This window comes from Flavivirga rizhaonensis (assembly GCF_004791695.1).
GTDB lineage: Bacteria > Bacteroidota > Bacteroidia > Flavobacteriales > Flavobacteriaceae > Flavivirga > Flavivirga rizhaonensis.
In genome coordinates, this window is the sequence record NZ_SRSO01000003.1 from 1 (window position 1) to 24144 (window position 24144).

At 32.7% G+C, this 24144-nt stretch carries 22 protein-coding genes and 1 tRNA gene; 12 read left to right on the forward strand and 11 right to left on the reverse strand.

What is annotated here, in order from left to right; all coding sequences use genetic code 11:
• Positions 1 to 321: 321 nt before the first annotated feature.
• The 8 genes from EM932_RS02905 to EM932_RS02940 form a co-directional block, all read right to left on the reverse strand.
• Positions 322 to 396 (reverse strand) — tRNA-Val (locus EM932_RS02905).
• A 62-nt stretch (positions 397 to 458) separates the two neighbouring features.
• Complete coding sequence (locus EM932_RS02910; protein WP_135875319.1) at positions 459 to 1676, reverse strand: bifunctional folylpolyglutamate synthase/dihydrofolate synthase; 1218 nt, start codon at positions 1674 to 1676, stop codon at positions 459 to 461.
• A gap of 3 nt (positions 1677 to 1679) precedes the next feature.
• On the reverse strand, positions 1680 to 2567 hold the full coding sequence (locus EM932_RS02915; RefSeq protein ID WP_135875321.1) for an energy transducer TonB: 888 nt from the start codon (positions 2565 to 2567) through the stop codon (positions 1680 to 1682).
• A 15-nt stretch (positions 2568 to 2582) separates the two neighbouring features.
• Positions 2583 to 2975 carry an ExbD/TolR family protein gene (locus tag EM932_RS02920; protein WP_135875322.1) on the reverse strand — a complete coding sequence of 131 codons (393 nt, stop codon included), beginning with the start codon at positions 2973 to 2975 and terminating at the stop codon, positions 2583 to 2585.
• A 1-nt stretch (position 2976) separates the two neighbouring features.
• Complete coding sequence (locus tag EM932_RS02925) at positions 2977 to 3678, reverse strand: MotA/TolQ/ExbB proton channel family protein (RefSeq protein ID WP_135875324.1); 702 nt, start codon at positions 3676 to 3678, stop codon at positions 2977 to 2979.
• A gap of 163 nt (positions 3679 to 3841) precedes the next feature.
• Positions 3842 to 5233, reverse strand: a complete 1392-nt coding sequence (gene nhaD, locus EM932_RS02930; protein ID WP_135875326.1) for a sodium:proton antiporter NhaD — start codon at positions 5231 to 5233, stop codon at positions 3842 to 3844.
• Between the two features lie 10 nt (positions 5234 to 5243).
• Positions 5244 to 6470 carry a Glu/Leu/Phe/Val dehydrogenase dimerization domain-containing protein gene (locus EM932_RS02935; protein ID WP_135875329.1) on the reverse strand — a complete coding sequence of 409 codons (1227 nt, stop codon included), beginning with the start codon at positions 6468 to 6470 and terminating at the stop codon, positions 5244 to 5246.
• A 156-nt stretch (positions 6471 to 6626) separates the two neighbouring features.
• Positions 6627 to 7694: an anhydro-N-acetylmuramic acid kinase gene (locus EM932_RS02940; protein WP_135875331.1), complete on the reverse strand. Its 1068-nt coding sequence runs from the start codon at positions 7692 to 7694 to the stop codon at positions 6627 to 6629.
• A 94-nt stretch (positions 7695 to 7788) separates the two neighbouring features.
• Between EM932_RS02940 and EM932_RS02945 the strand changes: the two genes are divergently transcribed.
• From EM932_RS02945 to EM932_RS02965, 5 genes are all read left to right on the forward strand, one after another.
• Positions 7789 to 8931 carry an acyl-CoA dehydrogenase gene (locus EM932_RS02945; RefSeq protein WP_135875333.1) on the forward strand — a complete coding sequence of 381 codons (1143 nt, stop codon included), beginning with the start codon at positions 7789 to 7791 and terminating at the stop codon, positions 8929 to 8931.
• A 191-nt stretch (positions 8932 to 9122) separates the two neighbouring features.
• Positions 9123 to 9458: an arsenosugar biosynthesis-associated peroxidase-like protein gene (locus EM932_RS02950; RefSeq protein ID WP_135875335.1), complete on the forward strand. Its 336-nt coding sequence runs from the start codon at positions 9123 to 9125 to the stop codon at positions 9456 to 9458.
• 88 nt (positions 9459 to 9546) lie between these two features.
• Positions 9547 to 10602, forward strand: a complete 1056-nt coding sequence (arsS, locus tag EM932_RS02955) for an arsenosugar biosynthesis radical SAM (seleno)protein ArsS (protein WP_135875337.1) — start codon at positions 9547 to 9549, stop codon at positions 10600 to 10602.
• Between the two features lie 3 nt (positions 10603 to 10605).
• On the forward strand, positions 10606 to 11100 hold the full coding sequence (locus tag EM932_RS02960; RefSeq protein ID WP_135875338.1) for a rhodanese-like domain-containing protein: 495 nt from the start codon (positions 10606 to 10608) through the stop codon (positions 11098 to 11100).
• Entirely contained in the window at positions 11093 to 11722 is a 630-nt protein-coding gene (locus EM932_RS02965; protein WP_135875340.1) for a TIGR04282 family arsenosugar biosynthesis glycosyltransferase, read from the forward strand. Before EM932_RS02960 ends, EM932_RS02965 begins: the two co-directional genes overlap by 8 nt.
• Positions 11723 to 11821: 99 nt before the next feature.
• Here EM932_RS02965 and EM932_RS20805 read toward each other — a convergent pair whose 3' ends face one another.
• A complete protein-coding gene (locus EM932_RS20805; RefSeq protein ID WP_170179701.1) occupies positions 11822 to 11980 on the reverse strand; it encodes a hypothetical protein in 159 nt (52 codons plus the stop codon).
• Between EM932_RS20805 and EM932_RS02970 the strand changes: the two genes are divergently transcribed.
• The 6 genes from EM932_RS02970 to EM932_RS02995 all read left to right on the forward strand — a co-directional run bounded on the left by EM932_RS02970 (position 11979) and on the right by EM932_RS02995 (position 18280).
• Complete coding sequence (locus tag EM932_RS02970; protein ID WP_135875342.1) at positions 11979 to 12710, forward strand: T9SS type A sorting domain-containing protein; 732 nt, start codon at positions 11979 to 11981, stop codon at positions 12708 to 12710. The genes EM932_RS20805 and EM932_RS02970 overlap by 2 nt on opposite strands.
• Before the next feature lie 78 nt (positions 12711 to 12788).
• Positions 12789 to 13601, forward strand: coding sequence for a purine-nucleoside phosphorylase (locus EM932_RS02975; protein WP_135875344.1), 813 nt, complete (start codon positions 12789 to 12791; stop codon positions 13599 to 13601).
• A gap of 2 nt (positions 13602 to 13603) precedes the next feature.
• Positions 13604 to 14575, forward strand: coding sequence for an arsenosugar biosynthesis arsenite methyltransferase ArsM (gene arsM / locus EM932_RS02980; RefSeq protein ID WP_135875346.1), 972 nt, complete (start codon positions 13604 to 13606; stop codon positions 14573 to 14575).
• Between the two features lie 1013 nt (positions 14576 to 15588).
• Complete coding sequence (locus EM932_RS02985) at positions 15589 to 16704, forward strand: inorganic phosphate transporter (protein ID WP_246040863.1); 1116 nt, start codon at positions 15589 to 15591, stop codon at positions 16702 to 16704.
• A gap of 24 nt (positions 16705 to 16728) precedes the next feature.
• Positions 16729 to 17583 carry a DUF547 domain-containing protein gene (locus EM932_RS02990; RefSeq protein WP_135875348.1) on the forward strand — a complete coding sequence of 285 codons (855 nt, stop codon included), beginning with the start codon at positions 16729 to 16731 and terminating at the stop codon, positions 17581 to 17583.
• Entirely contained in the window at positions 17576 to 18280 is a 705-nt protein-coding gene (locus EM932_RS02995) for a TIGR04283 family arsenosugar biosynthesis glycosyltransferase (RefSeq protein ID WP_135875350.1), read from the forward strand. The genes EM932_RS02990 and EM932_RS02995 overlap by 8 nt, the downstream gene beginning before the upstream one ends.
• 116 nt (positions 18281 to 18396) lie before the next feature.
• On the opposite strand, the gene EM932_RS03000 is transcribed toward EM932_RS02995, so the two are convergent.
• Positions 18397 to 19128, reverse strand: coding sequence for a metallophosphoesterase family protein (locus tag EM932_RS03000; protein WP_135875352.1), 732 nt, complete (start codon positions 19126 to 19128; stop codon positions 18397 to 18399).
• A 267-nt stretch (positions 19129 to 19395) separates the two neighbouring features.
• On the opposite strand from EM932_RS03000, the gene EM932_RS03005 reads away from it, so the two are divergent.
• Positions 19396 to 22848: a pyruvate carboxylase gene (locus EM932_RS03005; protein WP_135875354.1), complete on the forward strand. Its 3453-nt coding sequence runs from the start codon at positions 19396 to 19398 to the stop codon at positions 22846 to 22848.
• A 24-nt stretch (positions 22849 to 22872) separates the two neighbouring features.
• Here the strand turns inward: EM932_RS03005 and EM932_RS03010 are convergent, their stop codons facing one another.
• Positions 22873 to 24129: a BamA/TamA family outer membrane protein gene (locus tag EM932_RS03010; RefSeq protein ID WP_135875356.1), complete on the reverse strand. Its 1257-nt coding sequence runs from the start codon at positions 24127 to 24129 to the stop codon at positions 22873 to 22875.
• Positions 24130 to 24144: the final 15 nt, after the last annotated feature.

Below are 24144 nucleotides of genomic sequence, written 5' to 3' on the forward strand. Positions count from 1 at the left end.
CACCTTGTCCCCATTAAGCCCAATAGATCTAATCATAGAAATAAAACAAAACGAATCACCAAAAAGCATAAAGTAACTAAAAATCAACGAGATGCTATTTGATGAATCCTTAACTTAATAGCATTGAGCCTAAGTTACGGTTTCTTTTTCTATTGAAGTAGAAGGTGAAAAAGGGTGTTTTATTACGGTTATTTCATATGAGAATTGGTATAATGTGGTTCACAATTAATCTTGACAATTAGTCTTGATCCTTGATCCTTCACTTCTCATTGCTTTCTTCTTAAAACAAAAAAATCCTAAAGCAAATACTTTAGGATTTTGTGGGCGCGAAGGGATTCGAACCCCTGACCCCTTGGGTGTAAACCAAGTGCTCTGAACCAACTGAGCTACGCGCCCTCGTAATTGGACTGCAAATATAAAGGAGTTTTTAAAACTGCAAAAACTTTTTCAATAAAAATTTAAATTATTTCTGCTACAACAAATGTACTACCTCCAATAAAGATAAAATCATTCTTATTAGACTTTTTAAGAGCATTTTTATACGCCTCATTAACAGAACTGTAAACCTCCCCTATCAATCTATACTTAGAAAAAAGGCGTTTTAACACATTAGCATTTAAACCTCGTGGAATATTAGGTTTACAAAAATAATAAGTAGCTTTTTTGGGAAATAAGTCTATAATAGTACTTAAATCTTTATCATTAACAACACCTAAGACAATATGTAGGTCATTATATTTCTCATTATGTATTTGATTTATAACATAACTCAAGCCTTCTCTATTATGTCCTGTATCACAAACTACCTTAGGAGTTTCATTTATTACTTGCCATCTACCTAATAGCCCCGTATTATTAACTGTTTTGAGCAAACCCTCTTTTAAGCATTGTTCAGAGACTTTAAACTCTTTAATTCTTAATTCTTTAATAGCTTGAATAACCGTTTTAACATTTTTAGATTGATACATTCCTAATAGGTCGGTATCATACACTTTAATAATCTCTTGGTCTGCAAATACAATCTTAGAATTGTTCTTACGTGCCAAACCTTTAAAAACAGAAGCCGTTTCCTCCTGAGTTTCTCCAATTACAACAGGTATATTACGCTTTATAATACCTCCTTTTTCAAATGCAATAGCTTCGAGCGTATTTCCTAAAAACTGCGTATGATCTAATCCTATATTAGTAATTACTGAAACTTCCGGAATTATAATATTTGTGGAATCTAAACGACCACCCAAACCAACTTCTATAACAGCAATATCAACTTTTTCTCTTGAAAAATATTCAAAAGCCATGCCTACGGTCATTTCAAAAAACGATAAAGAATTCACCTCAAAGAATACTTTATTTCGCTTTATGAAGCCCGTTACAAATTGTTTACTTACAACATTGCCATTGATTCTAATACGCTCTCGAAAGTCTTTTAAATGTGGAGATGTATACAAGCCAACTTTATACCCTGCTTCCTCTAAAACGGATGCTAGCATATGACTTGTAGAACCTTTTCCATTGGTCCCCGCAACATGAATAGATTTAAAACGCCGCTCTGGATTATTTAAATAATCTGCTAATATTAAAGTATTCGATAAATCTTCTTTGAATGCTGCTTTACCTTGCCGCTGATACATTGGTAGTTGAGAAAACATCCAATCTAGTGTATCTTGATACGTCATTTGCTACTGCCCTAGTTTGAAGTTTACTTTCACAAAACCGATCTGCTTTGCTGGTGCCTTAGAATCTGATCGCCACTTATGGGATAACGCTATTTTTTTTGCAGGTTCTAATAAACATGATGCTGTATTAGTAGTGCCTTTAACACCTGGAACCGCTTGAATAACATTTCCACTTTGATTAACAATAATCTTAACTATAACAAGCCCAGATTCATTACAATCTTGTTTAAGTTTTTTATATGATGCCGTACCTCGTCCATTTAAACCATAACCAACACCCCCGCTACCGGTTCCTCGTCCTCCAAAATAACTTGGAGCATAAGGATTACCATCTAACTGACCTTTATCTCCTGCTCTATCATCGTTGCCTTCACTACCAGTCTCACTTCCTTCAGATTTACTGACACCTCCTATTAAAGCATCTAACTTTCTTTTTTTCTCTTCTTGTTCTCGCTTTGCTTTTGCAATCCTTTCTGCTTCTGCCTTTGCCTTAGCTTCTGCAATAGCATCTGCTTTAGCTTTGGCATCTGCAACGGCTTTCGCTTTTGCCTCCGCTTCTTTTTGTTTTTTAATAGCTATAGATTCATCATTATCTTGAGTCAAGACCTCTTCTTTTGTTTCAGAAGCTTTTGCTTTTGTAGGCTCGGCTTTAGAAACATCCGGTTGATCTGGTTGATCTATTTTTCGAGGTTCCGATTTAACGGGCTTTAAAGGCTGTACTTTCCCTTTGCCAAAATTTGTATTTCCAAAATTTACAGCAACACCATACTCCTCTGGAGGATCCATATAAGGTGTTCCTACCACAAACAACAATAACAGCAAAATAACAGCAATTAATGTTGTTAATTTTGCTGAATTTTTTTCATGTTTGGTTTTGAAGTATGTCTTCATTAAATAAGCTTATTTTTATTTAGGTTTAACTGCTAATATGACTTTGAATTTATTTCTATTAGCTATATCCATAACCTTAACCACATTTTCTACAGGAACCGATTTCTCAGCTCTTAAAACAATCGTTGGTTTTTCTTTTGAAGACAATGCTGCTAGTAATTCATTTTCTAAAACACTCTCTCCAACTCGCTTCTGGTCTATATAATAAGTTAAATCCTTTTTTATACTTACTGCTACAGATTTTTTATTCTCGGTCTTCCCACTTGCTTTTGGCAATACAATATCAATAGCATTAGTTGTTACTAACGTGGAAGCTATCATAAAAAATATGAGAAGCAAGAATACAATATCTGTCATTGAAGACATATTGAATTCTGGCGTTACTTTATTTCTCCCTCTAAAATTCATATTATGTAGGTTCGTTTAAGTGATCTAAGAATTCTAAAGAATTAGCTTCCATTTGATAAACTACTTTATCTGTTTTCACTACCAAGTGATTATATGCTATATAAGCAACAATACCTACAATTAACCCTGCTACAGTTGTTGTCATAGCTGTATATAACCCACTTGCTAAAACATCCATTTGTATGGTTCCTCCAGCATTAGCAAGTTCAAATATTGCTAATATCATACCAATAACCGTTCCAAGAAACCCAATCATAGGACCAGCTCCTGAGATCGTAGCCAAAATGCTTACATTCTTTTCTAAACCATAAATCTCTAAACGTCCAGCATTCTCTATAGCTGTATTAATATCTGCTAGTGGTTTTCCTATTCTTGAAATTCCTTTACCTATTAATCTTGAAACTGGAGAATTAACCTGAGCACATAACATTTGAGCCGAATCAATTTTTCCATTACTAACATGGTCTTTAATTTGATTCATAAAATTTGAATCTACTTGAGAGGCAGCTTTAATAGCAAAAATGCGTTCAAAATAAATATAAATGGCTCCAACAAGCAATATAAAAAGTACTCCTATTATAAATTGTCCTGCGGCACCTCCGCTACTTATTAATTCAATAATTGAAAGCGTTTTTTCAACTGACTCTTCATCGGTAAGTACTTCCGCTCCCTCTTGCGTGGTTTGTAATAATGTGTTAAGCATATAATTTAAATTTATTGCAAATGTATAACGTTACTTTTTCTACTAAAGTATGCAAAATACTTTTTGCACAGATTCTAACTTTACTTATTTGTATTTATTTCAAATAAATATTTACAAATTTTAGATGTCATAAAAATGATAATTTTAGGGGCATCCTTTTTTATTAAAATAATGTTCTGGTTACCATAAATGCCAACGAACCTACAAGGAAGCCTATTAAAGCTAACCATGATATCTTTTTTAAGTACCAGAAAAAATCTATTTTTTCCATTCCCATAGCTACAACACCTGCTGCAGATCCAATAATTAACATACTCCCTCCTGTTCCTGCTGAAAAGGCAATAAAATGCCATAATTCATGATCTAATGGCTCTGAGAACATTCCTAAACTGGCAGCCACTAATGGTACATTATCTATAACTGCAGATCCTACACCTAATAATAGCACAACTAAATCTGACACACCTCCTGGATGTATTTCAGTTCCTAATTGAGGCATAGATTCTTGTAATGACGATGCAAACCCAAACAAAATCCCTAAAGATTCTAAAGCTGCCACTGCCATTAATATACCTAAAAAGAATAAAATACTTGGTAATTCTATTTTTGATAAGGAATAATGAACTGGGCTGTGATGTGCATGTGCATCGCTTTCTTCAGAGTCAAGCTCTGTCATACTGAATTTAGAACTGCTATATATTTCAGCAAAAATAGCGACCACACCCAGCGATAACATCATACCAACATATGGAGGTAAATGGGTAACCATCTTAAATATTGGTACAAATACAATGGCTCCTAGTCCCAAATAAAGCATCGTACTACTAAACCTTGATTTCTTTTTCTCTTCAACCTCTTCGATATCTAAATCACCTTTAAATGCTGGTAAAAATGATGCTATTAATGATGGCACAGCCATACACAAGAGAGAAGGGACAAACAAATACCCTATTAAGTGGCCTGTAGTTACTTTTTTACCAATCCATAACATCGTCGTAGTTACATCTCCAATAGGTGACCAAGCACCTCCGGCATTGGCAGCTATAATAATTAAACCTGCAAACCAAATACGCACATTTCTGTCTTTTACAATTTTTTGAAGTATTGAGATAAGTACAATAGTGGCCGTAAGATTATCTATTATAGCGGAAAGAATAAACGCCAAAATAGAGAAAATCCATAAAATTTTTGTTTTCTTTTTGGTCTTTATAAAATCTTTAATAGTAGAAAAACCATCAAAATAATCAATAATTTCAACAATGGTCATAGCACCTAAAAGAAACACTAATATTTCTGATGTCTTACCTAAATGATGCAGTAAGGTTTCTTCCATAAGATGTGTCTTTTCTTCTGAAGAAAATGTTCCAAAGCCATCTAATAAAGCGTGTTTTGATGAATCAAACCATTCCGGGAAGCTTTCTAAACCTAATGCAATTAATGCCCAACAAATAGCCATCATCACTAATGCAGGTATAAGTTTATCAATTTTAATACTGTGTTCTAAAGTAATAGCTAAATAGCCCATTACAAATACTAGAATAATTGTTGCTTCCATAAATAAAATATTATATTAATTGAGTGAGTGCAATTTCATATGCTGTTGCACTGATCTCTGTTTTTAGTTTATTTTTATTGTACACTTTCTGGAGTGCCTCTTTTATTATATTTGATGTATCTTTAAATATGGCTTCATCCGTCATTTGCACTTTACGTTCCATAAAATAGGCAAAGACACGAGCCATCCCGCAATTAGAAATAAAATCTGGGATTAAGCTTACTCTATAATCGGTATGTTCCATAATAGGTCCAAAGAAGATTTCCTTATCTGCAAAAGGCACATTGGCCCCACAAGAAATAACTTCTAAGCCACTATCAATCATTTGATCTATTTGATGAAGTGTAATTAAACGTGATGCTGCACAAGGTGCAAAAATTTCTGTTTCTATAGACCAGATTATTTCATTAACTTCTTCAAAAGGAATTAAATCATTACTAACTAATGTATTCCCTTTTTTTGCAAGAAATAAACTCGTAATTTCTTCAAAAGTAAATCCTTCCTCATTAATTAAACCTCCTGCGGCATCTATAATTCCAACGATTTTAGCTCCCATTTGCGACAAGTAAAAAGCTGCAGCTGCACCCACATTTCCAAACCCTTGAATCACGGCTCGCTTTCCTTTAACAGAACCGCCATAGATATCATAATACTGTTTTACAGCTTCGGCAACACCAAAACCAGTAATCATATCTGCTACTGTATATTTTCTTAAAACATCGGGGGAATATTCAGGGCTTTCTATGACTTTAATAACGCCATGTCTCAACTGTCCTATTCTATTTATCTTATCTGCTTCGCTTGGTTTAAAATGCCCATTAAACACACCTTCCTGAGGGTGCCAGACACCGCTTTCTTCTGTAATTGGAATAACCTCATGTATTTCATCTACATTTAAATCACCTCCTGTACCATAATAGCTTTTTAACAATGGAGAAACAGCAGCATACCAGCGTTCCAGCACCTCTTTTTTTCGAGGGTCTTTAGGATCGAAATTTATTCCTGATTTCGCACCTCCAATGGCAGGCCCGGAAACTGTAAATTTAATCTCCATGGTTTTGGCCAAGGATAAAACTTCATTCATATCCAAACCATTTCGCATACGTGTTCCGCCTCCAGCAGCTCCTCCACGTAATGAATTTATAACAGTCCAGCCTTCGGCATATGTTTCTGGATCTTTCCAATTAAAAACAATTTCTGGTTCTTTATTTTCGTACTTTTTTAATAATTCTTTCATTTCTATTTTTAAGTTGATTCATATTTAGCTTACATCTAATTTTCCAGAGGGTTTTATTAAGCGTAGCTAAAGCTGATTCATGATAAAAATGATTTAAATTATTATTGCAACAAATATAAAAAACAAAAATCCTTTAGGATTAATTTTTCATTATTTTTAAGGTAGATATATTTTGCCCGAACTATGATTTTTTGAAGACCCAGTAACACTTTGTAAGCAATTAACTTCATCTCTTAATTTGAGCACTCCTAAAAGCCCGAAAATCAGCGCTTCTTTAAATTCCACAACCGTATTTGAAGGTATTATAATGTTATGCTGCGAATACTGTTTTAGCCTGTCCACTAAATAATTATTATAGACTCCACCACCAGTAGCGAGTACAGAAGCTTGTTTTTTTTTGTTTATTTCTTTTGCTATTTGAATGGAAATATGCTCTATAAATGTTTTTAGAATGTCTTTTGTCTCTAATTGAAAAGCATCAATTAAGGGAAAAATGTTTTTATTGACCCATTCTAGCCCCAAAGATTTAGGGTAATCTTCTTTATAAAAAGAGAGCGTATTTAATTTGTTTAATAGCTCATTGATCACAGTTCCCGTTTCTGCTATTTTACCTCCATCGTCATAATCAAACCCAATTAATTTAGTATAATGATTTAAAACAATGTTCACAGGACAAACATCGTAAGCGATTCTTTCATCATTTAACTCAGTCGAAATATTTGCAAATCCACCCAAGTTCAAACAAAAATCATATTCAGAAAATAATAATTTATCTCCTATCGGAACTAAAGGCGCTCCTTGCCCTCCAAGTTCAACATCTTGAACTCTAAAATCGCAAACCACCATTTTATTCAACAGCGCAGCCATCGTAGGCTTATTTCCTATTTGATATGTAATTCCGGTATCTGGCTGATGTAAAGCAGTATGCCCATGCGAACAAATAGCATCTATAATTTTTATATTATTTTTACTGATGAAGTTTTTAATTATACTCGCCAGGTAATTCGTGTAATCTTCATCTATTTGTTGTAATTCAGTAACATTATATGAAACTAAATTACGAAGTATATTTTCCCAACTTGAATTATAAGAAACCGTTTCTGAATGTACAATTTTAAAATGCCAGACACCATTATCTAACTCAAATTGTGAATAAACGACATCTATTCCATCTAATGATGTTCCTGACATAACGCCAACCACACGATACTTGTCTTTTATCATATTATGTAAAAATAATAATACTTATTAAAAATTTCACACCAAAAAGCTATATTTGTACATATTTTTTATCAAATCAACAATAAATCGAAGAATTATGGATTTTAATCTTTCAGAAGAACATATCATGATACGCGATGCTGCTCGCGATTTTGCACAAACCGAATTACTCCCTGGCGTTATTGAACGCGATAATAAACAAAAATTTCCAAAGGAACTAGTAAAAAAAATGGGAGCATTAGGTTTTATGGGCATCATGGTAGACCCAAAATATGGAGGTAGTGGTATGGATGCTATCTCGTATGTTCTTATTATGGAAGAGTTATCAAAAATTGACGCGTCAGCATCTGTAATGGTTTCTGTAAACAATTCGTTGGTTTGTTATGGATTAGAAACATATGGATCTGAAGAACAAAAACAAAAATATTTAACAAAATTAGCAACCGGTGAGTTTCTTGGTGCTTTTTGCCTAAGTGAGCCAGAGGCAGGTAGCGATGCTACTTCACAAAGAACTACTGCCATCAAAAAAGGGGATCATTACATTATTAATGGTACTAAAAACTGGATTACAAATGGTGGATCTGCTGATGTATATTTAGTAATAGCGCAAACCGATAGAGATAAAGGCTCTCATGGTATTAATGCCTTTATTCTTGAAAAAAGTATGGAAGGGTTTCATGTTGGACCAAAAGAAGACAAATTAGGTATTCGTGGAAGTGATACACATACACTACAATTTAATGATGTAAAAGTTCCTAAAGAAAATAGAATAGGAGCTAATGGTTCTGGGTTCAGGTTCGCGATGAAAACGTTGTCTGGTGGACGTATTGGAATTGCTTCACAAGCTTTAGGAATTGCATCTGGGGCTTATGAGTTAGCATTAAAATATTCTAAAGAACGAAAAGCTTTTGGCACAGAAATTTGCAACCATCAGGCTATTGCTTTTAAATTAGCCGATATGTATACAGAAATTGAAGCTGCACGCTATTTGGTTATGAAAGCTGCTTGGGATAAAGATCAGGGCAATAATTATGACAAATCTAGTGCCATGGCAAAACTTTACGCTTCTAAAGTTGCTATGGAACATACTGTTGAAGCCGTACAAATACATGGCGGGAATGGTTTTGTAAAAGAATATCATGTTGAACGCCTTATGCGTGATGCAAAAATTACACAGATTTACGAAGGAACTTCAGAAATCCAAAAAATTGTAATTTCAAGAAGTCTTTTAAGAGATTAAAATACTTTTTACTTAAAAGACTGACTCTCAAAAGGTTTTATTTCTTTTTTTACATGCAACCAATACATTAAGATTATATGGTTCAACTATTATTTTGGTAAAAATTAATAGTTGAACTTTTTTTGTTAAGTATTTTTTAATTTTCCGACATAACTTCAATAGATTTTTATCTTTAGTAAAAATTAAATTTTATGCAAAAAACATATTACGACCCAGCAGATCTTAAAAAATTTGGGAAAATAAGTGAATGGAATCAAGAACTAGGTGATAAATTTTTTGAATACTACGGAAAAGTTTTTGAAGAAGGCACACTAACTGCTCGTGAAAAATCTTTAATTGCATTAGCTGTTTCTCATACAGAACAATGCCCTTACTGCATTGATGCTTACACAAAAGACGGATTACAACGCGGGATTACTAAAGAAGAAATGATGGAAGCACTTCATGTTGGAGCTGCCATAAAAAGTGGTGCAACATTAGTGCATGGTGTACAGATGATGAATAAAGTGAATAAATTAGAAATGTAAGCAGAGAACCAGTTTTGATTTTCAAAATTGTGTGAATCGTTTACCCTGAGCGCAGTCGAAGGGTCTATTTATAAATTAGAACAAATTAATGGCAACACAATCATTACACAAACGCGAAAGCGATTTGGCACAAAGTAACCGCCAACTTGAAATTTTATCGAATGGTATATTTCAAAATGGGGAATTACCAACGTTTAAAAGTAAAATTTCTGAAACAAATCAATTTCCTTTAAAAGCTAAGAAACTAGAAATTCTTCAGATAAATATAGGATATATGTGCAATCAGGTTTGCGAACATTGCCATGTTGATGCGGGTCCCGATCGCAAGGAAATTATGACCAGAGAGACTATGCAGCAATGTTTGGATGTTATTAAAAATACAGGAGCTCACACTTTAGATTTAACAGGTGGCGCTCCAGAAATGAATCCAGACTTTAGATGGTTTGTAGAAGAAGCTGCAAAAGCTGGTATTAAAGACTTTATTGTTCGCTCTAACTTAACCATCATAAGAGCAAATAAAAAATATTACGACTTGCCTGAATTCTTTAAAAAACATAATGTACACGTCGTATCATCAATGCCACATTGGACCCGTGGAAAAACAGACAAGCAACGTGGAGATGGCGTTTTTGACAAATCTATAAAAGCATTGCTAGAATTAAATGCTATTGGTTATGGTATGCCAGATAGCGGTCTTCGATTAGATTTAGTATATAATCCATCCGGTGCTTTTTTACCAGGAGATCAAGCTTCTATGGAAAAGGATTTTAAAAAAGCTCTAAAAGAAGATTTTGACATTCAGTTTCACAATTTATTTGCTATTACAAATTTACCAATTAGTCGGTTTTTAGATTACTTAATAGCTTCCGAAAATTATGAAGATTACATGTATGCTTTAGTAGAAGCATACAATCCCGCCGCAGTAGCCAATGTTATGTGTACAAATACACTATCTGTTAGCTGGGATGGTTATTTATTTGATTGTGATTTCAATCAAATGTTAGAATTACCCGTAAATAGTAGAGTAAAACATATATCAGAATATAACGAGGAACTACTTGAAGGTCGTAATATTGTTATTTCTCAACACTGCTATGGTTGTACTGCCGGAGCGGGAAGTAGTTGTCAAGGCATTGTAGCTTGATCTATGAATAGATTATTTTTTTACATATTTATATGTTTTGCTGCTTCGGGCTTTTCTCAAAACAACCTTAAATCTTTATTAAAAAAATATAATAAAGAGCAAGTTCCTTATATTTATGTAAAAGAATTAAAAAAACAAATAATACAACCCATACTTTTAGATGCCAGAGAACTATCTGAATACAACGTAAGTCATCTAAAAAACGCTATTTATGTTGGTTATAACAAATTCAAAATAGAAAATATTCAGAAAAAAATCCCAAATAAAGACACCAAAATAGTTGTTTACTGCTCCTTAGGAATTCGCTCAGATTCTATTGCAAATAATCTTAAAAAAGCAGGTTATAATAATGTGGAAAATTTATACGGTAGTATTTTTGAATGGAAAAATAATAATTTACCTGTTTACAGTGCTGCAGAAAAAATAACAGATAGTATTCATGCTTTTTCTAAAGCATGGAGTAAATGGGTAAAAAAAGGTGTAAAAGTATATGACTAAAGAACTCATTATTGTTTTTGTTAAAAATATAAAACTAGGCAAAGTAAAAACAAGGCTAGCCAAAACAATTGGTAATTATGGTGCTTTTGAAGTTTATAGTGAGTTAGTTAAAGTTACCGAACTTGCTACTAAAAATATGACAACAGATAAGCGAATCTATTTTTCTGATGTTATAATTAGCACCAAATGGAAAAACGATTACAAAACAGTACAAGTAGGCGAAAACTTAGGCGAGCGTATGAAAAATGCTTTCATAAAAGGATTTGAAGATGGCTACGAACGCATTTTACTTATAGGTTCCGATTTACCCGATATTAGTTCAGAACATATCAAAAGCGGACTAAATGCTTTAAATAATAACGAGGTTGTTTTTGGCCCTGCAATTGATGGTGGCTACTACTTAGTTGGAATGACAAAAATGCATCATTTTATATTCAACAATAAACCTTGGAGCAAGTCTCATTTATTAGAAGTAACGCTTGAAGAATTAGATCAAGAAAACATATCTTATACTTTATTAGAAGCATTAAATGACATAGACACCTTTGAAGATTTAGAAGCATCAGAATTTTATAAATCTAATTTAGAATTACAAGAAAAAATCAAGCAATTAAGTCTATAAATAATTATTTTTTAAGATAAATTGAAATTATTTCTAAATGGTAGCGACTTAGTAATGAAATTAGATTCATTATTAAACAATGAACTCATTTAGACTTTTTCAATTTGCTAAAAAATTGCTGTTTTCAGCTCTGTTTTTGTCTTTTTTTCCTTCCGTAGCTCTGCTATGCAACTCAAAAAAGTCTTCAACATAGGCAAAAACTTCTAATTTTCGCTTAAATCCAAAAAGTCTAAATGAGTTCAATACTAAAATCGTCATGAAAAAACTTTTACTATTATTCATTTTATCTTTAATAACCCAAACAGGCATTTCTCAGTGTACTACATCCGCAAGTAGTTTTGGAAATAACACTAATATTACGTCTTATAATGTATCTGGTGATGTTACCGTAACTCTCAATAACAACAATACAGTCACCTTAGATTTAGGTACAAATTTTCAAACAGCCGGAGGTCCAGATATTAGAGCTTATCTAGTTAACTCAAATGGTGCTTCTGATACAGCTTTAAGAAACTCTAAAATTGCAGATTTAGATAATATTGAATTTGGATTAGTTGGATGCACAGGATGTATCCCCGCTATACCTTCAAACGGAGCAAAGTCATTTACTGTTAATATTCCCAACGGAAAAAATATTGAAGATTTTGATAGGGTATTCTTTTATTGCCTGGCATTCGATCAATTCTGGGATTTTGGTAGTTTTGCTTCTTTTAATGCAACTAATTGTAGTAGTGTTTTAAACATTGAAGAAAATGCGTTTAACAAAACCTCTATTTTTCCAAATCCTGCAAGTAGTATAGTTAGAATTTCCAGTCCAACTGATGCATTAACTCAAATACGTATTTTTAATGCATTGGGGAAAGTTGTTCACCAAAGCGAAGTGAGATTAAATAATGATATAGATGTATCAAACCTTAAGTCCGGAATTTATATTTTATCTGCAATTTCAGATAGACAAAGCATTTCTAAAAAGCTGGTAATTAAATAAGGAGTTTTTATATAAAAATCATATATTTTTGAAAGAATAAAACTTATATTCCTCAATTATTAATTCCAAAAGCATAACATGATAAAATATATAAACGAAACCACTAAATATCTACAAGACAAAGGTTTTGAAAGTCCTGAAATTGGCATTATACTAGGCACAGGATTAGGACAACTCATCAACGAAATAGACATTATAAAAGAAGTTAGTTATAATCATATTCCTAATTTCCCAACAGCAACAGTTGAGTTTCATAAAGGAAAGCTGATTTATGGCGAACTTGCCGGTAAAAAGATTATAGTCATGCAAGGTCGTTTTCATTTATATGAAGGCTACACATTACAAGATGTTACCTACCCTGTTCGCATTATGGAAAAGTTAGGCATCAAGACATTACTAGTTTCTAATGCAGCTGGGGCCATTAATTTAGACTTTAAAAAAGGAGAATTGATGCTTATTGAAGATCACATTAATTTACAAGGTAGCTCGCCTTTAGCATTCAAAGGTGTTGAAGAATTGGGAGAACGCTTTACAGATATGAGTGCGCCTTACGATGCTGAAATCAATTCAAAATTTGAAAGCATTGCAAAAGCGAATACTATCAAATTGCACAAAGGTGTTTACGCAAGTGTTGTAGGACCGCAATTAGAAACAAAAGCGGAGTACCGGATGCTAAAAATTATTGGGTCGGACGCAGTTGGCATGAGCACAGTACCTGAAATTATTGTGGCAAATCATTTAAAATTAAAAGTAGCAGCCGTGTCAGTTTTAACAGATGAATGCGACCCAGATAGCTTAGAACCTGTTAACATATCTGATATCATTGAAAATGCAGCAAAAGCAGAACCCGATATGATAACCTTATTTAAAGAACTTATTAAGACCTTATAATTATGAGTAATTATTTAGAAACCACTCACGATGTATATAAAGAAGCAGCTATAACACCCGATGTTGGATTGTGTTGCACGACAAATCCAATTTGGGAACTACCTGGTTTAAAAATACCAAAAATCATGCAAGAGATGAATTATGGCTGTGGAAGCACAGTTCATGCTCGTGATTTAACCAACAACCCAAAAATGCTTTATGTTGGTGTTGGTGGCGGTATGGAATTGTTACAATTCGCTTATTTTAATCGTCAAAAAGGAGGTGTTGTAGGTGTTGACATTGTTGACGAAATGTTAGAAGCATCACGCAAAAATTTCATTGAAGCTGAAACTCAAAATGATTGGTTTAAAAGTGAATTTGTAGACCTTAAAAAGGGAGATGCCATGAATCTTCCTGTAGAAGATAATAGCATTGACGTGGCTGCCCAAAACTGTTTATTTAATATTTTTAAAGCAGACGATCTTAAAAAAGCCATTGCAGAAATGTATCGCGTTTTAAAGCCTCATGGTAGATTAGTTATGAGTGACCCAACATGCGAGCAACCTATGAATGATACGTTACGTAATGATGAAAGACTACGTGCTTTATGCTTAAGTGGTAGTTTACCAATTGCAGAATATGTAAAGGCATTAACGGATGCAGGTTTCGGTACTATCGAAATTAGAGCAAGAAAACCCTATAGAATACTAGACCCTAAAAATTACCCAACAGATGAGTTAATTTATATAGAATCTGTTGAAGTTGCCGCCATAAAAGACCCTATGCCAGCTGATGGACCTTGTATATTTACTGGCAAAGCAGCTATTTATTATGGCGATGAAGATTATTTTGATGATAACGCTGGCCATGTATTATTAAAAAATCAGCCTTTAGCTATTTGTGATAAAACAGCAGGAGCACTAAAAGCATTGAATAGAGATGATATTTATTTTTCAGAATCCACATACCATTATGATGGTGGTGGATGTTGTTAATCAAATTTTTCAAAAAAAGGAGGCTGTCTAAAAAGTGGTTAATCTTGTCATTCAGAGCAACGCGAAGAATTTTATTTCACTCATAATCAGAGTCATATATTTTAAAGAGATTCTTCATTCCATTCAGAATGACACTTTTTAGACAGCCTCCTTTTTTTTATTGTAAATCTTCTTTTAAACATTTTAGGATACTTTCTCAAAAACAGGTATCTCCCTACCTCCTTATCTTTTTATACAACACCCTGAAAGATAACACCTTTCAATATGTTTTTCTTTTAACAATTTCTTTCAGAATAACAATATCATTTATTAATAACACCTAATTAATCCCTCTCAGATAATTTTTTATCCCTTAGAGACAACTTTTTTTTTCGAATTTCGCTCATTCATTAAATTGCCCCAAATCTGATTAAAACAATGTTAGAGCTCTTACTTTCACAAAGTAAAACCAATATAAAATTCACAAGATTCCTACAGCAGAATAGTACAAACCTTCTTATTAAGCAGATAAATTTAGTAACCCCTTATACGGGTTAGACGATCTACCCCTTATTACCTTAAATAATAGTGTAATTTGTGAGTAGTGGCGTTAAGGATTACTATATACAGCCCCCAAAAAGCCTGAGCAATATCTTTTTAAATTTTAGAATTTAAAAAAAGTGAGCTTAGGCTTTTTCTTTAAACCAGTTAAAACGCGAGACTTACTCACTAAGCAACAAATCACCACAAAACATTTAATTACCCTTTAAATATAAAATTTACTACGTGCATATTAAATCACTAACAATAAACTTTGCATTCTTTTATAATTAGTCAAGATTTATTAGAAACAAATAGTGATTCATTCTCTATTCATTTTTGTTTTACTTTACAAGACATAAAATCTCATTAACTGGACTTTTAAAAAAAGAGCCTTTAAAACATGAATACGCTTCTTTTTAGTATTAAAATTTACATTTTTCAGTAAGAACTTCCAATTTATAACGTCAAAATGATAATACAAAAAATATGATATGATCATTTTAATTCTTTTATTCCTTTCTGCTTGTTTTTTAGGTTATAGTAACGGTGCTAATGATAATTTTAAAGGTGTGGCTACGCTTTTTGGTAGTGGTACTACTAGCTACAAAAAAGCTATTAGCTGGGCTACGGCAACCACTTTTTTAGGATCTGTAGCCGCTATTTTTTTAGCTAATGAACTTGTAAAAAACTTTTCAGGAAAAGGATTAGTCCCCAATGAATTAATAACAATGCCCATATTTGCAATTTCAATTGCGTCTGGAGCTGCTTTAACTGTTTTTATTGCCACAAAAATAGGCATGCCAATTTCTACAACACATAGTTTAGTTGGAGGACTATTTGGAGCAGGTGTCATGGCCGTTGGCTCTCAATTTAATTTCGAAAAATTAGGTAGCACTTTTCTAATGCCTTTAATAGTGAGTCCTTTAATGGCAGCGATAGCTAGTTTTTTTGCATATCTTATTTTTAGATTCTTCAGAGAAAAGTTAGGTATTACTAAAAAAACACATTTACATATTCACGAAAAACAAACACCAGATATTGCTTCGTTAAATATGGATCATGCAACTTTAAAAACCAAAACAACTATGGAAGCTACAGTTAACAATAAAGTAAACACCTATGAGGGGGAGATTTTAGGACTGAGTTCTCAAAAAGTGTTAGATGCCTTACATTACCTAAGTGCCGGTATAGTAAGTTTTGCCCGAGGTTTAAACGATACTCCTAAAATTGTAGGTTTGTTATTAATAATTAACGTAATAGATATAAAGTTAAGTATGATTATTGTTGCTATTATTATGGCAGCTGGAGGACTAATAAATGCAAAAAAAGTTGGTGTAACTATGAGTAAAAAAATTACTCCAATGAATTCAGGCCAAGGGTTTACGGCTAATTTAATTACTGGGTTATTAGTAACAACCGCAAGTGTTCATGGGCTACCAGTCTCCACAACACATGTGTCGGTAGGTTCAATCTTTGGTATTGGAACTGTTACAAAAAAAGCAGATTACAAAATGATAGGCAAAATACTACTATCTTGGTTGCTTACATTACCAATAGCAGCCATTATAAGTGCTCTAATATTTAAACTATTAGAAACTTTTTCATAATATTAAGCATTCAAAAATACTATAATGAAGTATCTTATAATTTTATTAGCCCTCATTACTTTATCATCTTGTTCTGGTGCAAAACGTATTACGGAAAACATGCCAATAAAAGATAAGCAAGTTGATTCAGTAAAAACTGATGAAATTATTCATCAAAAAACAGACACCATAACTCTTCAAAAGAAAAAAACTGAAGAAGAGAAAAAAGAAGATTTAGAAAAAATAAAGTCGACAAAAACTTTTAATCATTCCACCTGGAATACCCTTTTACAAAAACACGTTTCAAATAAAGGCCATGTTAACTACAAGACCTTTAAATCTGATCGAAACGAATTAGTAAATTATATTACTTACTTAGGCAAGCAAACACCACAAGATTCTTGGGCAAAAGAAGCTAAGCTTGCCTATTGGATTAATGCCTATAATGCTATGACCATCGATTTAATTTTACGTTATTATCCCGTTAAAAGTATTAAAGACATAAAAAAACCCTGGGAACAACGTTTTTGGAAACTTGGTGAAAAATGGTATAATTTAAACGAAATTGAACATCAGATTTTACGTAAAATGGGGGAACCACGTATTCATTTTGCTATTGTTTGCGCTTCTTTTTCCTGTCCTAAATTACAAAACAACGCTTACACTGCATCAAGCATTAATAAACAACTAACTAATGCCACCAAAGAGTTTCTAAATGATCCTGAAAGAAATACTATTTCTGAAAATACGCTTGGGCTTTCGAAAATATTTCAATGGTTTGCTAAAGATTTTAAACAAACAGGTACGTTAACCGATTTTCTTAATCAATACTCAGACATCACTATTTCTGACAAAGCAAAAAAGAATTTTAAAGACTATAACTGGGATTTAAATGAGTAAAATATCGATAATTATTCCTATGCTAAACGAAGCAGATCATATTGGGAATCTGCTCACCCATCTTTTAGATAATTCATATAAAGAAAACATAGCTGAAATAATTATTGCAGATGGCGGTAGCACTGACGAATCTCTGGACATCATTTCAAAATTTAAATCCGAATCCGTAAAAATAAATCTTCATAATTCATCAAAAGGTCGTGCCAAACAAATGAATCTAGGAGCAAAATATGCTACAGGCAGTATTCTTTACTTTTTACATGCCGATTCATTTCCTCCTAAAAACTTTGACACTCTAATTATAAACGAAATTAAAAAAGATAATAACGCCGGCTGTTTTAGAATGAAATTTAACAGCAATCATTTGTGGCTTAAACTCGCTGGTCAACTAACTCGTTTATCTTGGAAAGCTTGTCGAGGAGGCGATCAAAGCCAATTTATAACAACGACACTTTTTAATGAGATAGGAGGTTATAATGAAGATTTTACTATTTACGAAGACAATGATTTAATTGCTAAACTATACGATCGCAAACAATTTGTTGTTATTCAAAAATGGCTAACAACCTCAGCGAGATGTTACTGCAAAAATGGTGTATGGAAATTGCAATATTATTATTGGAGAATCCATCTAAAAAAATGGATGGGAGCCGATGCTGGTGAACTAAATCGCTATTATAAAAAGCATGTCTGTTAAACGCGACTATTATTACTCGTTCTTGTCATTCCTGCGACTTCTGCTGAACTTGTTTCAGTAAGGCAGGAATTCGAGTTTCAATTTATGAGATCCCTGCTTTCGCAGGGATGACAACATCAATTCTTATTTCTTCCCTTTTCATCAGGATACAGGCCCGGTAAATTATCACTTTGAAAAACGGTTTTTGAACTTAAATCCATGGCAGATAACCTTCCTTTAAATGCCGCACCCGTATCGACATTCCAAACATTAGCAGCGTGCATTGGAATATCTGAATTAAAATTAGTAGTTGGTGTATGTCCAATAAATATTTCTTTATAATGCTTTAAACGATTAGGGTATAAAACAGAATCCTTTTCTATATTATTATCCATCGTTAAAGCCATTTCCCATAGTGTTCTATCAAAATAAAACGTTTCTTTAAACACTTCTTTCTCTACACCATGCATCGATGTAAAACCTGCATGAACAAACAAACGATTTTCACTATCAATATGATATAACGGCATGTTTTCAAAAAATTCTAAATGTTGCTTCTTTTCATCCGCAGAAAAATGAGCATAACTTTCAATAGTTTCTTTTCCTCCGTGTATATACCAAATGGGATTTACATCCTCAGATTTCAACCAATTTTCACACCATACATCGTGATTTCCTTTTATGAAAATACAATGTATCTTTTGAGATAATTCTAGTAAAAACTGAATTACCTGTGCCGATTCACTCCATCCATCCACATAATCACCCATAAAAATGAGTGTATCTTTATCTTTAACTTCAATTTTATTTAATACTTGAATTAAAGCTTTTAAACCACCATGAATGTCTCCGACTGCAAATGTTCTCATTGAGTATTTTTGGGGGTAAAAGTAATTTTTTTTAAAGGTTTATAAAATATATCACCTAAAAATTCTCGCCTATTTTTCTATTATTGATTTAACACGCGAATTAAGCACTCAACAATTTAACATCTTGAACTTTTAAAGCTTCAAATAAAAATTATACAATTAATAGGTAAATCAACTTTTTATTATCAATTGTGCAAAAAAAATCTTATTCACTCACAATAATTCATTAAGTTTATAACCTATTGTAACTTGTAATTATCTATATAAATGAAAATCAAAAAAGTACTGGTTGCTAATCGTGGCGAAATTGCTATAAGAATTTTTAGAGCTTGCTCAGAAATAGGAGTAAGAACCATTGGTATTTACACCTACGAAGACAGATATTCTCTTCACAGACACAAATCTGATGAAGCTTATCAAATAGGTGAAGATAATGCCCCTTTAAAACCATACTTAAACATAAATATTATCATAAAAATTGCATTAGAAAGTGGTGCTGATGCTATTCATCCTGGTTATGGGTTTCTTTCTGAAAATGCAGATTTTGCACAAGCATGTAAGGATAATGACATTATTTTCATTGGTCCAAAAATATCCGTTTTACAATCTCTAGGCGATAAGATTACTGCTAAAAAAGTAGCTATCAATAATAACATACCTATAATAGAAAGTAATACTAGCCCTTTAAACAATATAAAGACCGCATTAAGTGAAGCTAAAAAAATAGGCTATCCAGTAATGCTTAAAGCAGCCTCCGGTGGTGGCGGTAGAGGCATGCGTGTTATAAGAAAAGAAGAAGAACTTAAAAGTGCTTTTAATGAAAGTAAGCGCGAAGCTTTAAATGCTTTTGGAGACGATACCGTTTTTTTAGAAAAATTTGTTGAAAACCCAAAACATATAGAAATACAAATCGTTGCGGACAATTATGGTAATACAGTACATTTATATGAAAGAGATTGTTCTGTACAACGACGCTATCAAAAAGTCATAGAATTTGCCCCTTCTTATGGTTTAAAAGAAGAAACAAAAACAGCTTTGTATGAGTATGCCATTAAAATCTGCAAAGCTGTAGATTATAATAATATTGGCACCGTGGAGTTTTTAGTCGATGACGATGGTTCGATTTACTTCATCGAAGTTAACCCAAGAATTCAGGTCGAACACACTGTGACAGAAGTTGTTACTAATATTGATTTAGTTAAAACTCAATTATTTGTAGCTGGCGGTTATAAACTATCGGATCAGCAAATAAAAATAGAAAATCAGGAAACCATAAAAATAACAGGATACGCTTTGCAATGTAGGATAACTACTGAAGATCCTCAAAACGATTTTAAACCTGATTATGGAACTATCTCGGCATACAGAAGTGCTTCAGGTTTTGGTATCCGATTAGATGCTGGAAGTATTTATCAAGGCGTTACGATTTCTCCTTTTTTCGATTCCATGCTTGTAAAAGTCACTGCTAACAGTAGAACTTTAGATGGAGCTAGTAGAAAAGTAAGACGTGCTCTAGCCGAATTTAGAATTCGTGGTGTAAAAACGAACATTCCTTTTTTAATTAATATTCTAAAACACGACACTTTTAAGAAAGGGAAAGTTACCGTAAACTTTATTAAATCAAATCCAGATTTATTTAATTTTAAGGAGTCTAGAAATAGAGCCACAAAACTCATTACTTATTTGGGTGACACTATTATTAATGGGAATGATGACGTAAAAAAACTAGATCCGTCAAAAACCTTTGTAAAGCCTAAAATTCCAAAATTCGATATCACAGCTAATTACCCTAATGGCACAAAAGACTTATTAACAAAACTTGGTCCGGAAAAGTTTTCTGAATGGTTAAAAAATGAAAAAAAGATTCATTTTACAGATACCACGATGCGTGATGCACATCAAAGTTTATTGGCAACCCGCATGCGTACTTTTGATATGATAAAAGTTGCAGAAGGTTATGCAAAAAATCACCCAGAAATATTTAGTATGGAAGTTTGGGGTGGCGCCACTTTTGATGTTTGTATGCGTTTTTTACAAGAAAACCCTTGGGAACGTCTTCAAATGCTTCGTAAAGCCATGCCAAACATTTTATTACAAATGCTTATTAGAGGCTCAAATGGAGTAGGCTACAAAGCTTATTCAGATAACTTAATAGAAAAATTTGTAGAGCAATCTTGGGAACATGGTGTTGATATCTTTAGAATTTTCGATTCACTAAACTGGATGAAATCCATAGCTCCATGTATAGAGCATGTACGAAACAAAACAAAAGGACTTGCTGAAGGTTCCATATGTTATACTGGGGATATTTTAAACCCAGAAAATACAAAATACAACTTAAAATACTATACAAAACTTGCTAAGGACATTGAAAATGCCGGTGCTCATATTCTAGCCATTAAAGATATGGCCGGTTTATTAAAACCGTATGCCGCTTTCGAACTTGTTTCAGCATTAAAACAGGAAGTAAATATCCCTGTTCATTTACATACTCATGATACTTCGTCCATTCAGCCAGCAACTTATTTAAAAGCTATAGAGGCAGGTGTTGATGTGGTGGATGTAGCGTTAGGTGGCTTATCTGGTTTAACATCGCAGCCTAATTTTAATTCCATAGTAGAAATGTTGAGATTTAATGAAAGAGAGCCTTCTATAAATATAGATTCTTTAAATGACTATTCAAACTATTGGGGATCTGTTAGAGAGTATTATTATCCATTTGAATCTGGTTTAAAGGCTGGATCTGGAGAAGTCTTTAAACATGAAATTCCCGGTGGTCAATATTCTAATTTAAAACCACAAGCACAGGCTTTAGGTTTAGAAGATCGTTTTCATGAAATAACAGATATGTACAGCCAGGTAAATCAGCTTTTTGGTGATATTATAAAAGTAACACCCAGTTCAAAAGTTGTTGGGGATATGGCCCAATATCTAGTGAGTAATAATTTAACTATTGATGATGTGTTACAACGTGGAGATACCATCTCATTTCCACAATCTGTTGTAAGTTTCTTTAAAGGAGATTTAGGACAACCCGTTGGAGGTTTTCCAAAAAAGCTTCAAAAGTTAATTTTAAAAGGTCAAAAATCATACTCAGATAGGCCAAACGCTCATATTCCACCTGTAGATCTTGAAGAAGACTATAAATCCTTTAAAAAAACATTTGAAAAAGGTTTAGGCAGACCGATAGACATTACTGACTTTTTATCTTATAATCTTTATCCAAAAGTATTTACAGATGCTTATAACAAGCATTTAAAATATGGTAATCTCATGCATTTACCTACTAAAAACTTCTTTTATGGTATGGACATAGGCGAAGATATTATAGTAACATTAGATAAAGGGAAATCCATACTCATTACCTTGGAATCTGTGGGAGAACCGAATGCAAATGGCATGGTTACGGTATACTTTAGAGTAAATGGGCAAGGCCGTAGTGTTGAAATTAAGAACACATCCATCAAAATAGATAAGGTTGAACATGTTAAGGTAGATAAAGCCGATGAGAAACAAATTGGTGCACCTTTACAGGGCATGTTATCTACTATTTTGGTAAAAAAAGGAGAGCAGGTTGTAAAAAATCAACCCTTATTTATTATTGAAGCTATGAAAATGGAAACTACCATTACTGCCGTTGAAAATGCAACCGTAAAACAAATTGCTTTAAAAACCGGTACGATGGTGAATTCTGATGATTTGGTATTGCTGTTAAATTAGCATGAGTTCTATATTGAAAAACAATTAAAAATATTGTCCAATACCAAACACAAAACCTCTGGTAGCATCTTTTGTAATACCATACCCATAATCAATTCTAAAAATGGCATTGTATATTTTTTTATGAATAAAACGGAATCCTAAACCAGGATATACTTTAACGTTATCATCTTTACTGAAATCACCAAAATCACCTCCTGGATTTCTCCAGGTGCCTGAATCTATAAAAGCATTTCCTTGCAAAACAAACCAGTCTTTTTCATATAAAGTGTGGCGGTATTCTGTATTAAGCACAATAACACCTGTACCCCTATCTATAGTATTACCAACACCTCTAACATTTAAATTATTATCTACAGAAAAAGGAGCAAATGGTGTATTATCATTAGTTGATAAGCCCATTCTTAATCTATTTGCCCAATTACCTCGTTCTCCAATACGTTTAAAATAAAAGAAATCATTCCAACCAATAAAAAAGTCTGGCAGCATATTATTATTAGATGTTACATACTGAAAGTTAAACTGACTTCTAAACCCAGATATGTACTGGTAATAATAGTCTAAATTATTATATTCATAAATGCCTTTCACTAACCATTTATGTACTTTTAACTCTGGTCTATTATTAATATTGTCTCCTTTAAATTTATAATCTTCAGTAAAATAATTCAGACCCAGTTCAAATCTATTTTTAAAGTTAATTTCATATAACCCTAAAACTTCAAGAGATTTATTATTATACTTATAATCAGCCGTTTCTTCTTCAAAAAAAACAGGTTCCTGGGTAGTTAAATCCTGATGATTTATTGCTAATCCAAATTTATTAGAAAACAAATAAGGTGCTCTAAAATTTACAGCGTAGGAACTATAAATATCTTTTTGATAAAAGCCTCCAACAGTTATATTCCTACCTAGTGCATTAAATTCATAGAGACCTGCTCGGTATGCAAACTCATCATTATTAGTGGTGTAAATATTTAAAGATGGAATGAGTGTAAAATTTTCTTCAATATTATAAAATACGTTGTATTGATTGTCTTCAGATGGAAATACTTGATAATAAGCATGAGAAACTGAAGGTAAACGCTTTAAGCGTAAAATATCTTGTTCTATAATTAAGGTGTCTAATTTACTTCCGGATTTGGTGGTAGATATGCTTTTTATAAATGAGGTCTTTAATTTTTTATTACCCTGAACTTTAAGATCATGAACTATTTTCTCTTGCCCATAAGAATATAAACCTGAAATAAGTAATAAAAATATAATGATTCTTTTAAACATATAAAAGGCAAAATT

What these genes read in the sequence shown, in the direction of transcription:
- EM932_RS02910 (WP_135875319.1), bottom strand. Translation starts at nt 1,676, where the DNA reads ATGACGTATCAAGATACACTAGATTGGATGTTTTCTCAACTACCAATG.
- EM932_RS02915 (WP_135875321.1), bottom strand. Translation starts at nt 2,567, where the DNA reads ATGAAGACATACTTCAAAACCAAACATGAAAAAAATTCAGCAAAATTA.
- EM932_RS02920 (WP_135875322.1), bottom strand. Translation starts at nt 2,975, where the DNA reads ATGAATTTTAGAGGGAGAAATAAAGTAACGCCAGAATTCAATATGTCT.
- EM932_RS02925 (WP_135875324.1), bottom strand. Translation starts at nt 3,678, where the DNA reads ATGCTTAACACATTATTACAAACCACGCAAGAGGGAGCGGAAGTACTT.
- nhaD (WP_135875326.1), bottom strand. Translation starts at nt 5,233, where the DNA reads ATGGAAGCAACAATTATTCTAGTATTTGTAATGGGCTATTTAGCTATT.
- EM932_RS02935 (WP_135875329.1), bottom strand. Translation starts at nt 6,470, where the DNA reads ATGAAAGAATTATTAAAAAAGTACGAAAATAAAGAACCAGAAATTGTT.
- EM932_RS02940 (WP_135875331.1), bottom strand. Translation starts at nt 7,694, where the DNA reads ATGATAAAAGACAAGTATCGTGTGGTTGGCGTTATGTCAGGAACATCA.
- EM932_RS02945 (WP_135875333.1), top strand. Translation starts at nt 7,789, where the DNA reads ATGGATTTTAATCTTTCAGAAGAACATATCATGATACGCGATGCTGCT.
- EM932_RS02950 (WP_135875335.1), top strand. Translation starts at nt 9,123, where the DNA reads ATGCAAAAAACATATTACGACCCAGCAGATCTTAAAAAATTTGGGAAA.
- arsS (WP_135875337.1), top strand. Translation starts at nt 9,547, where the DNA reads ATGGCAACACAATCATTACACAAACGCGAAAGCGATTTGGCACAAAGT.
- EM932_RS02960 (WP_135875338.1), top strand. Translation starts at nt 10,606, where the DNA reads ATGAATAGATTATTTTTTTACATATTTATATGTTTTGCTGCTTCGGGC.
- EM932_RS02965 (WP_135875340.1), top strand. Translation starts at nt 11,093, where the DNA reads ATGACTAAAGAACTCATTATTGTTTTTGTTAAAAATATAAAACTAGGC.
- EM932_RS02970 (WP_135875342.1), top strand. Translation starts at nt 11,979, where the DNA reads ATGAAAAAACTTTTACTATTATTCATTTTATCTTTAATAACCCAAACA.
- EM932_RS20805 (WP_170179701.1), bottom strand. Translation starts at nt 11,980, where the DNA reads ATGACGATTTTAGTATTGAACTCATTTAGACTTTTTGGATTTAAGCGA.
- EM932_RS02975 (WP_135875344.1), top strand. Translation starts at nt 12,789, where the DNA reads ATGATAAAATATATAAACGAAACCACTAAATATCTACAAGACAAAGGT.
- arsM (WP_135875346.1), top strand. Translation starts at nt 13,604, where the DNA reads ATGAGTAATTATTTAGAAACCACTCACGATGTATATAAAGAAGCAGCT.
- EM932_RS02985 (WP_246040863.1), top strand. Translation starts at nt 15,589, where the DNA reads ATGATCATTTTAATTCTTTTATTCCTTTCTGCTTGTTTTTTAGGTTAT.
- EM932_RS02990 (WP_135875348.1), top strand. Translation starts at nt 16,729, where the DNA reads ATGAAGTATCTTATAATTTTATTAGCCCTCATTACTTTATCATCTTGT.
- EM932_RS02995 (WP_135875350.1), top strand. Translation starts at nt 17,576, where the DNA reads ATGAGTAAAATATCGATAATTATTCCTATGCTAAACGAAGCAGATCAT.
- EM932_RS03000 (WP_135875352.1), bottom strand. Translation starts at nt 19,128, where the DNA reads ATGAGAACATTTGCAGTCGGAGACATTCATGGTGGTTTAAAAGCTTTA.
- EM932_RS03005 (WP_135875354.1), top strand. Translation starts at nt 19,396, where the DNA reads ATGAAAATCAAAAAAGTACTGGTTGCTAATCGTGGCGAAATTGCTATA.
- EM932_RS03010 (WP_135875356.1), bottom strand. Translation starts at nt 24,129, where the DNA reads ATGTTTAAAAGAATCATTATATTTTTATTACTTATTTCAGGTTTATAT.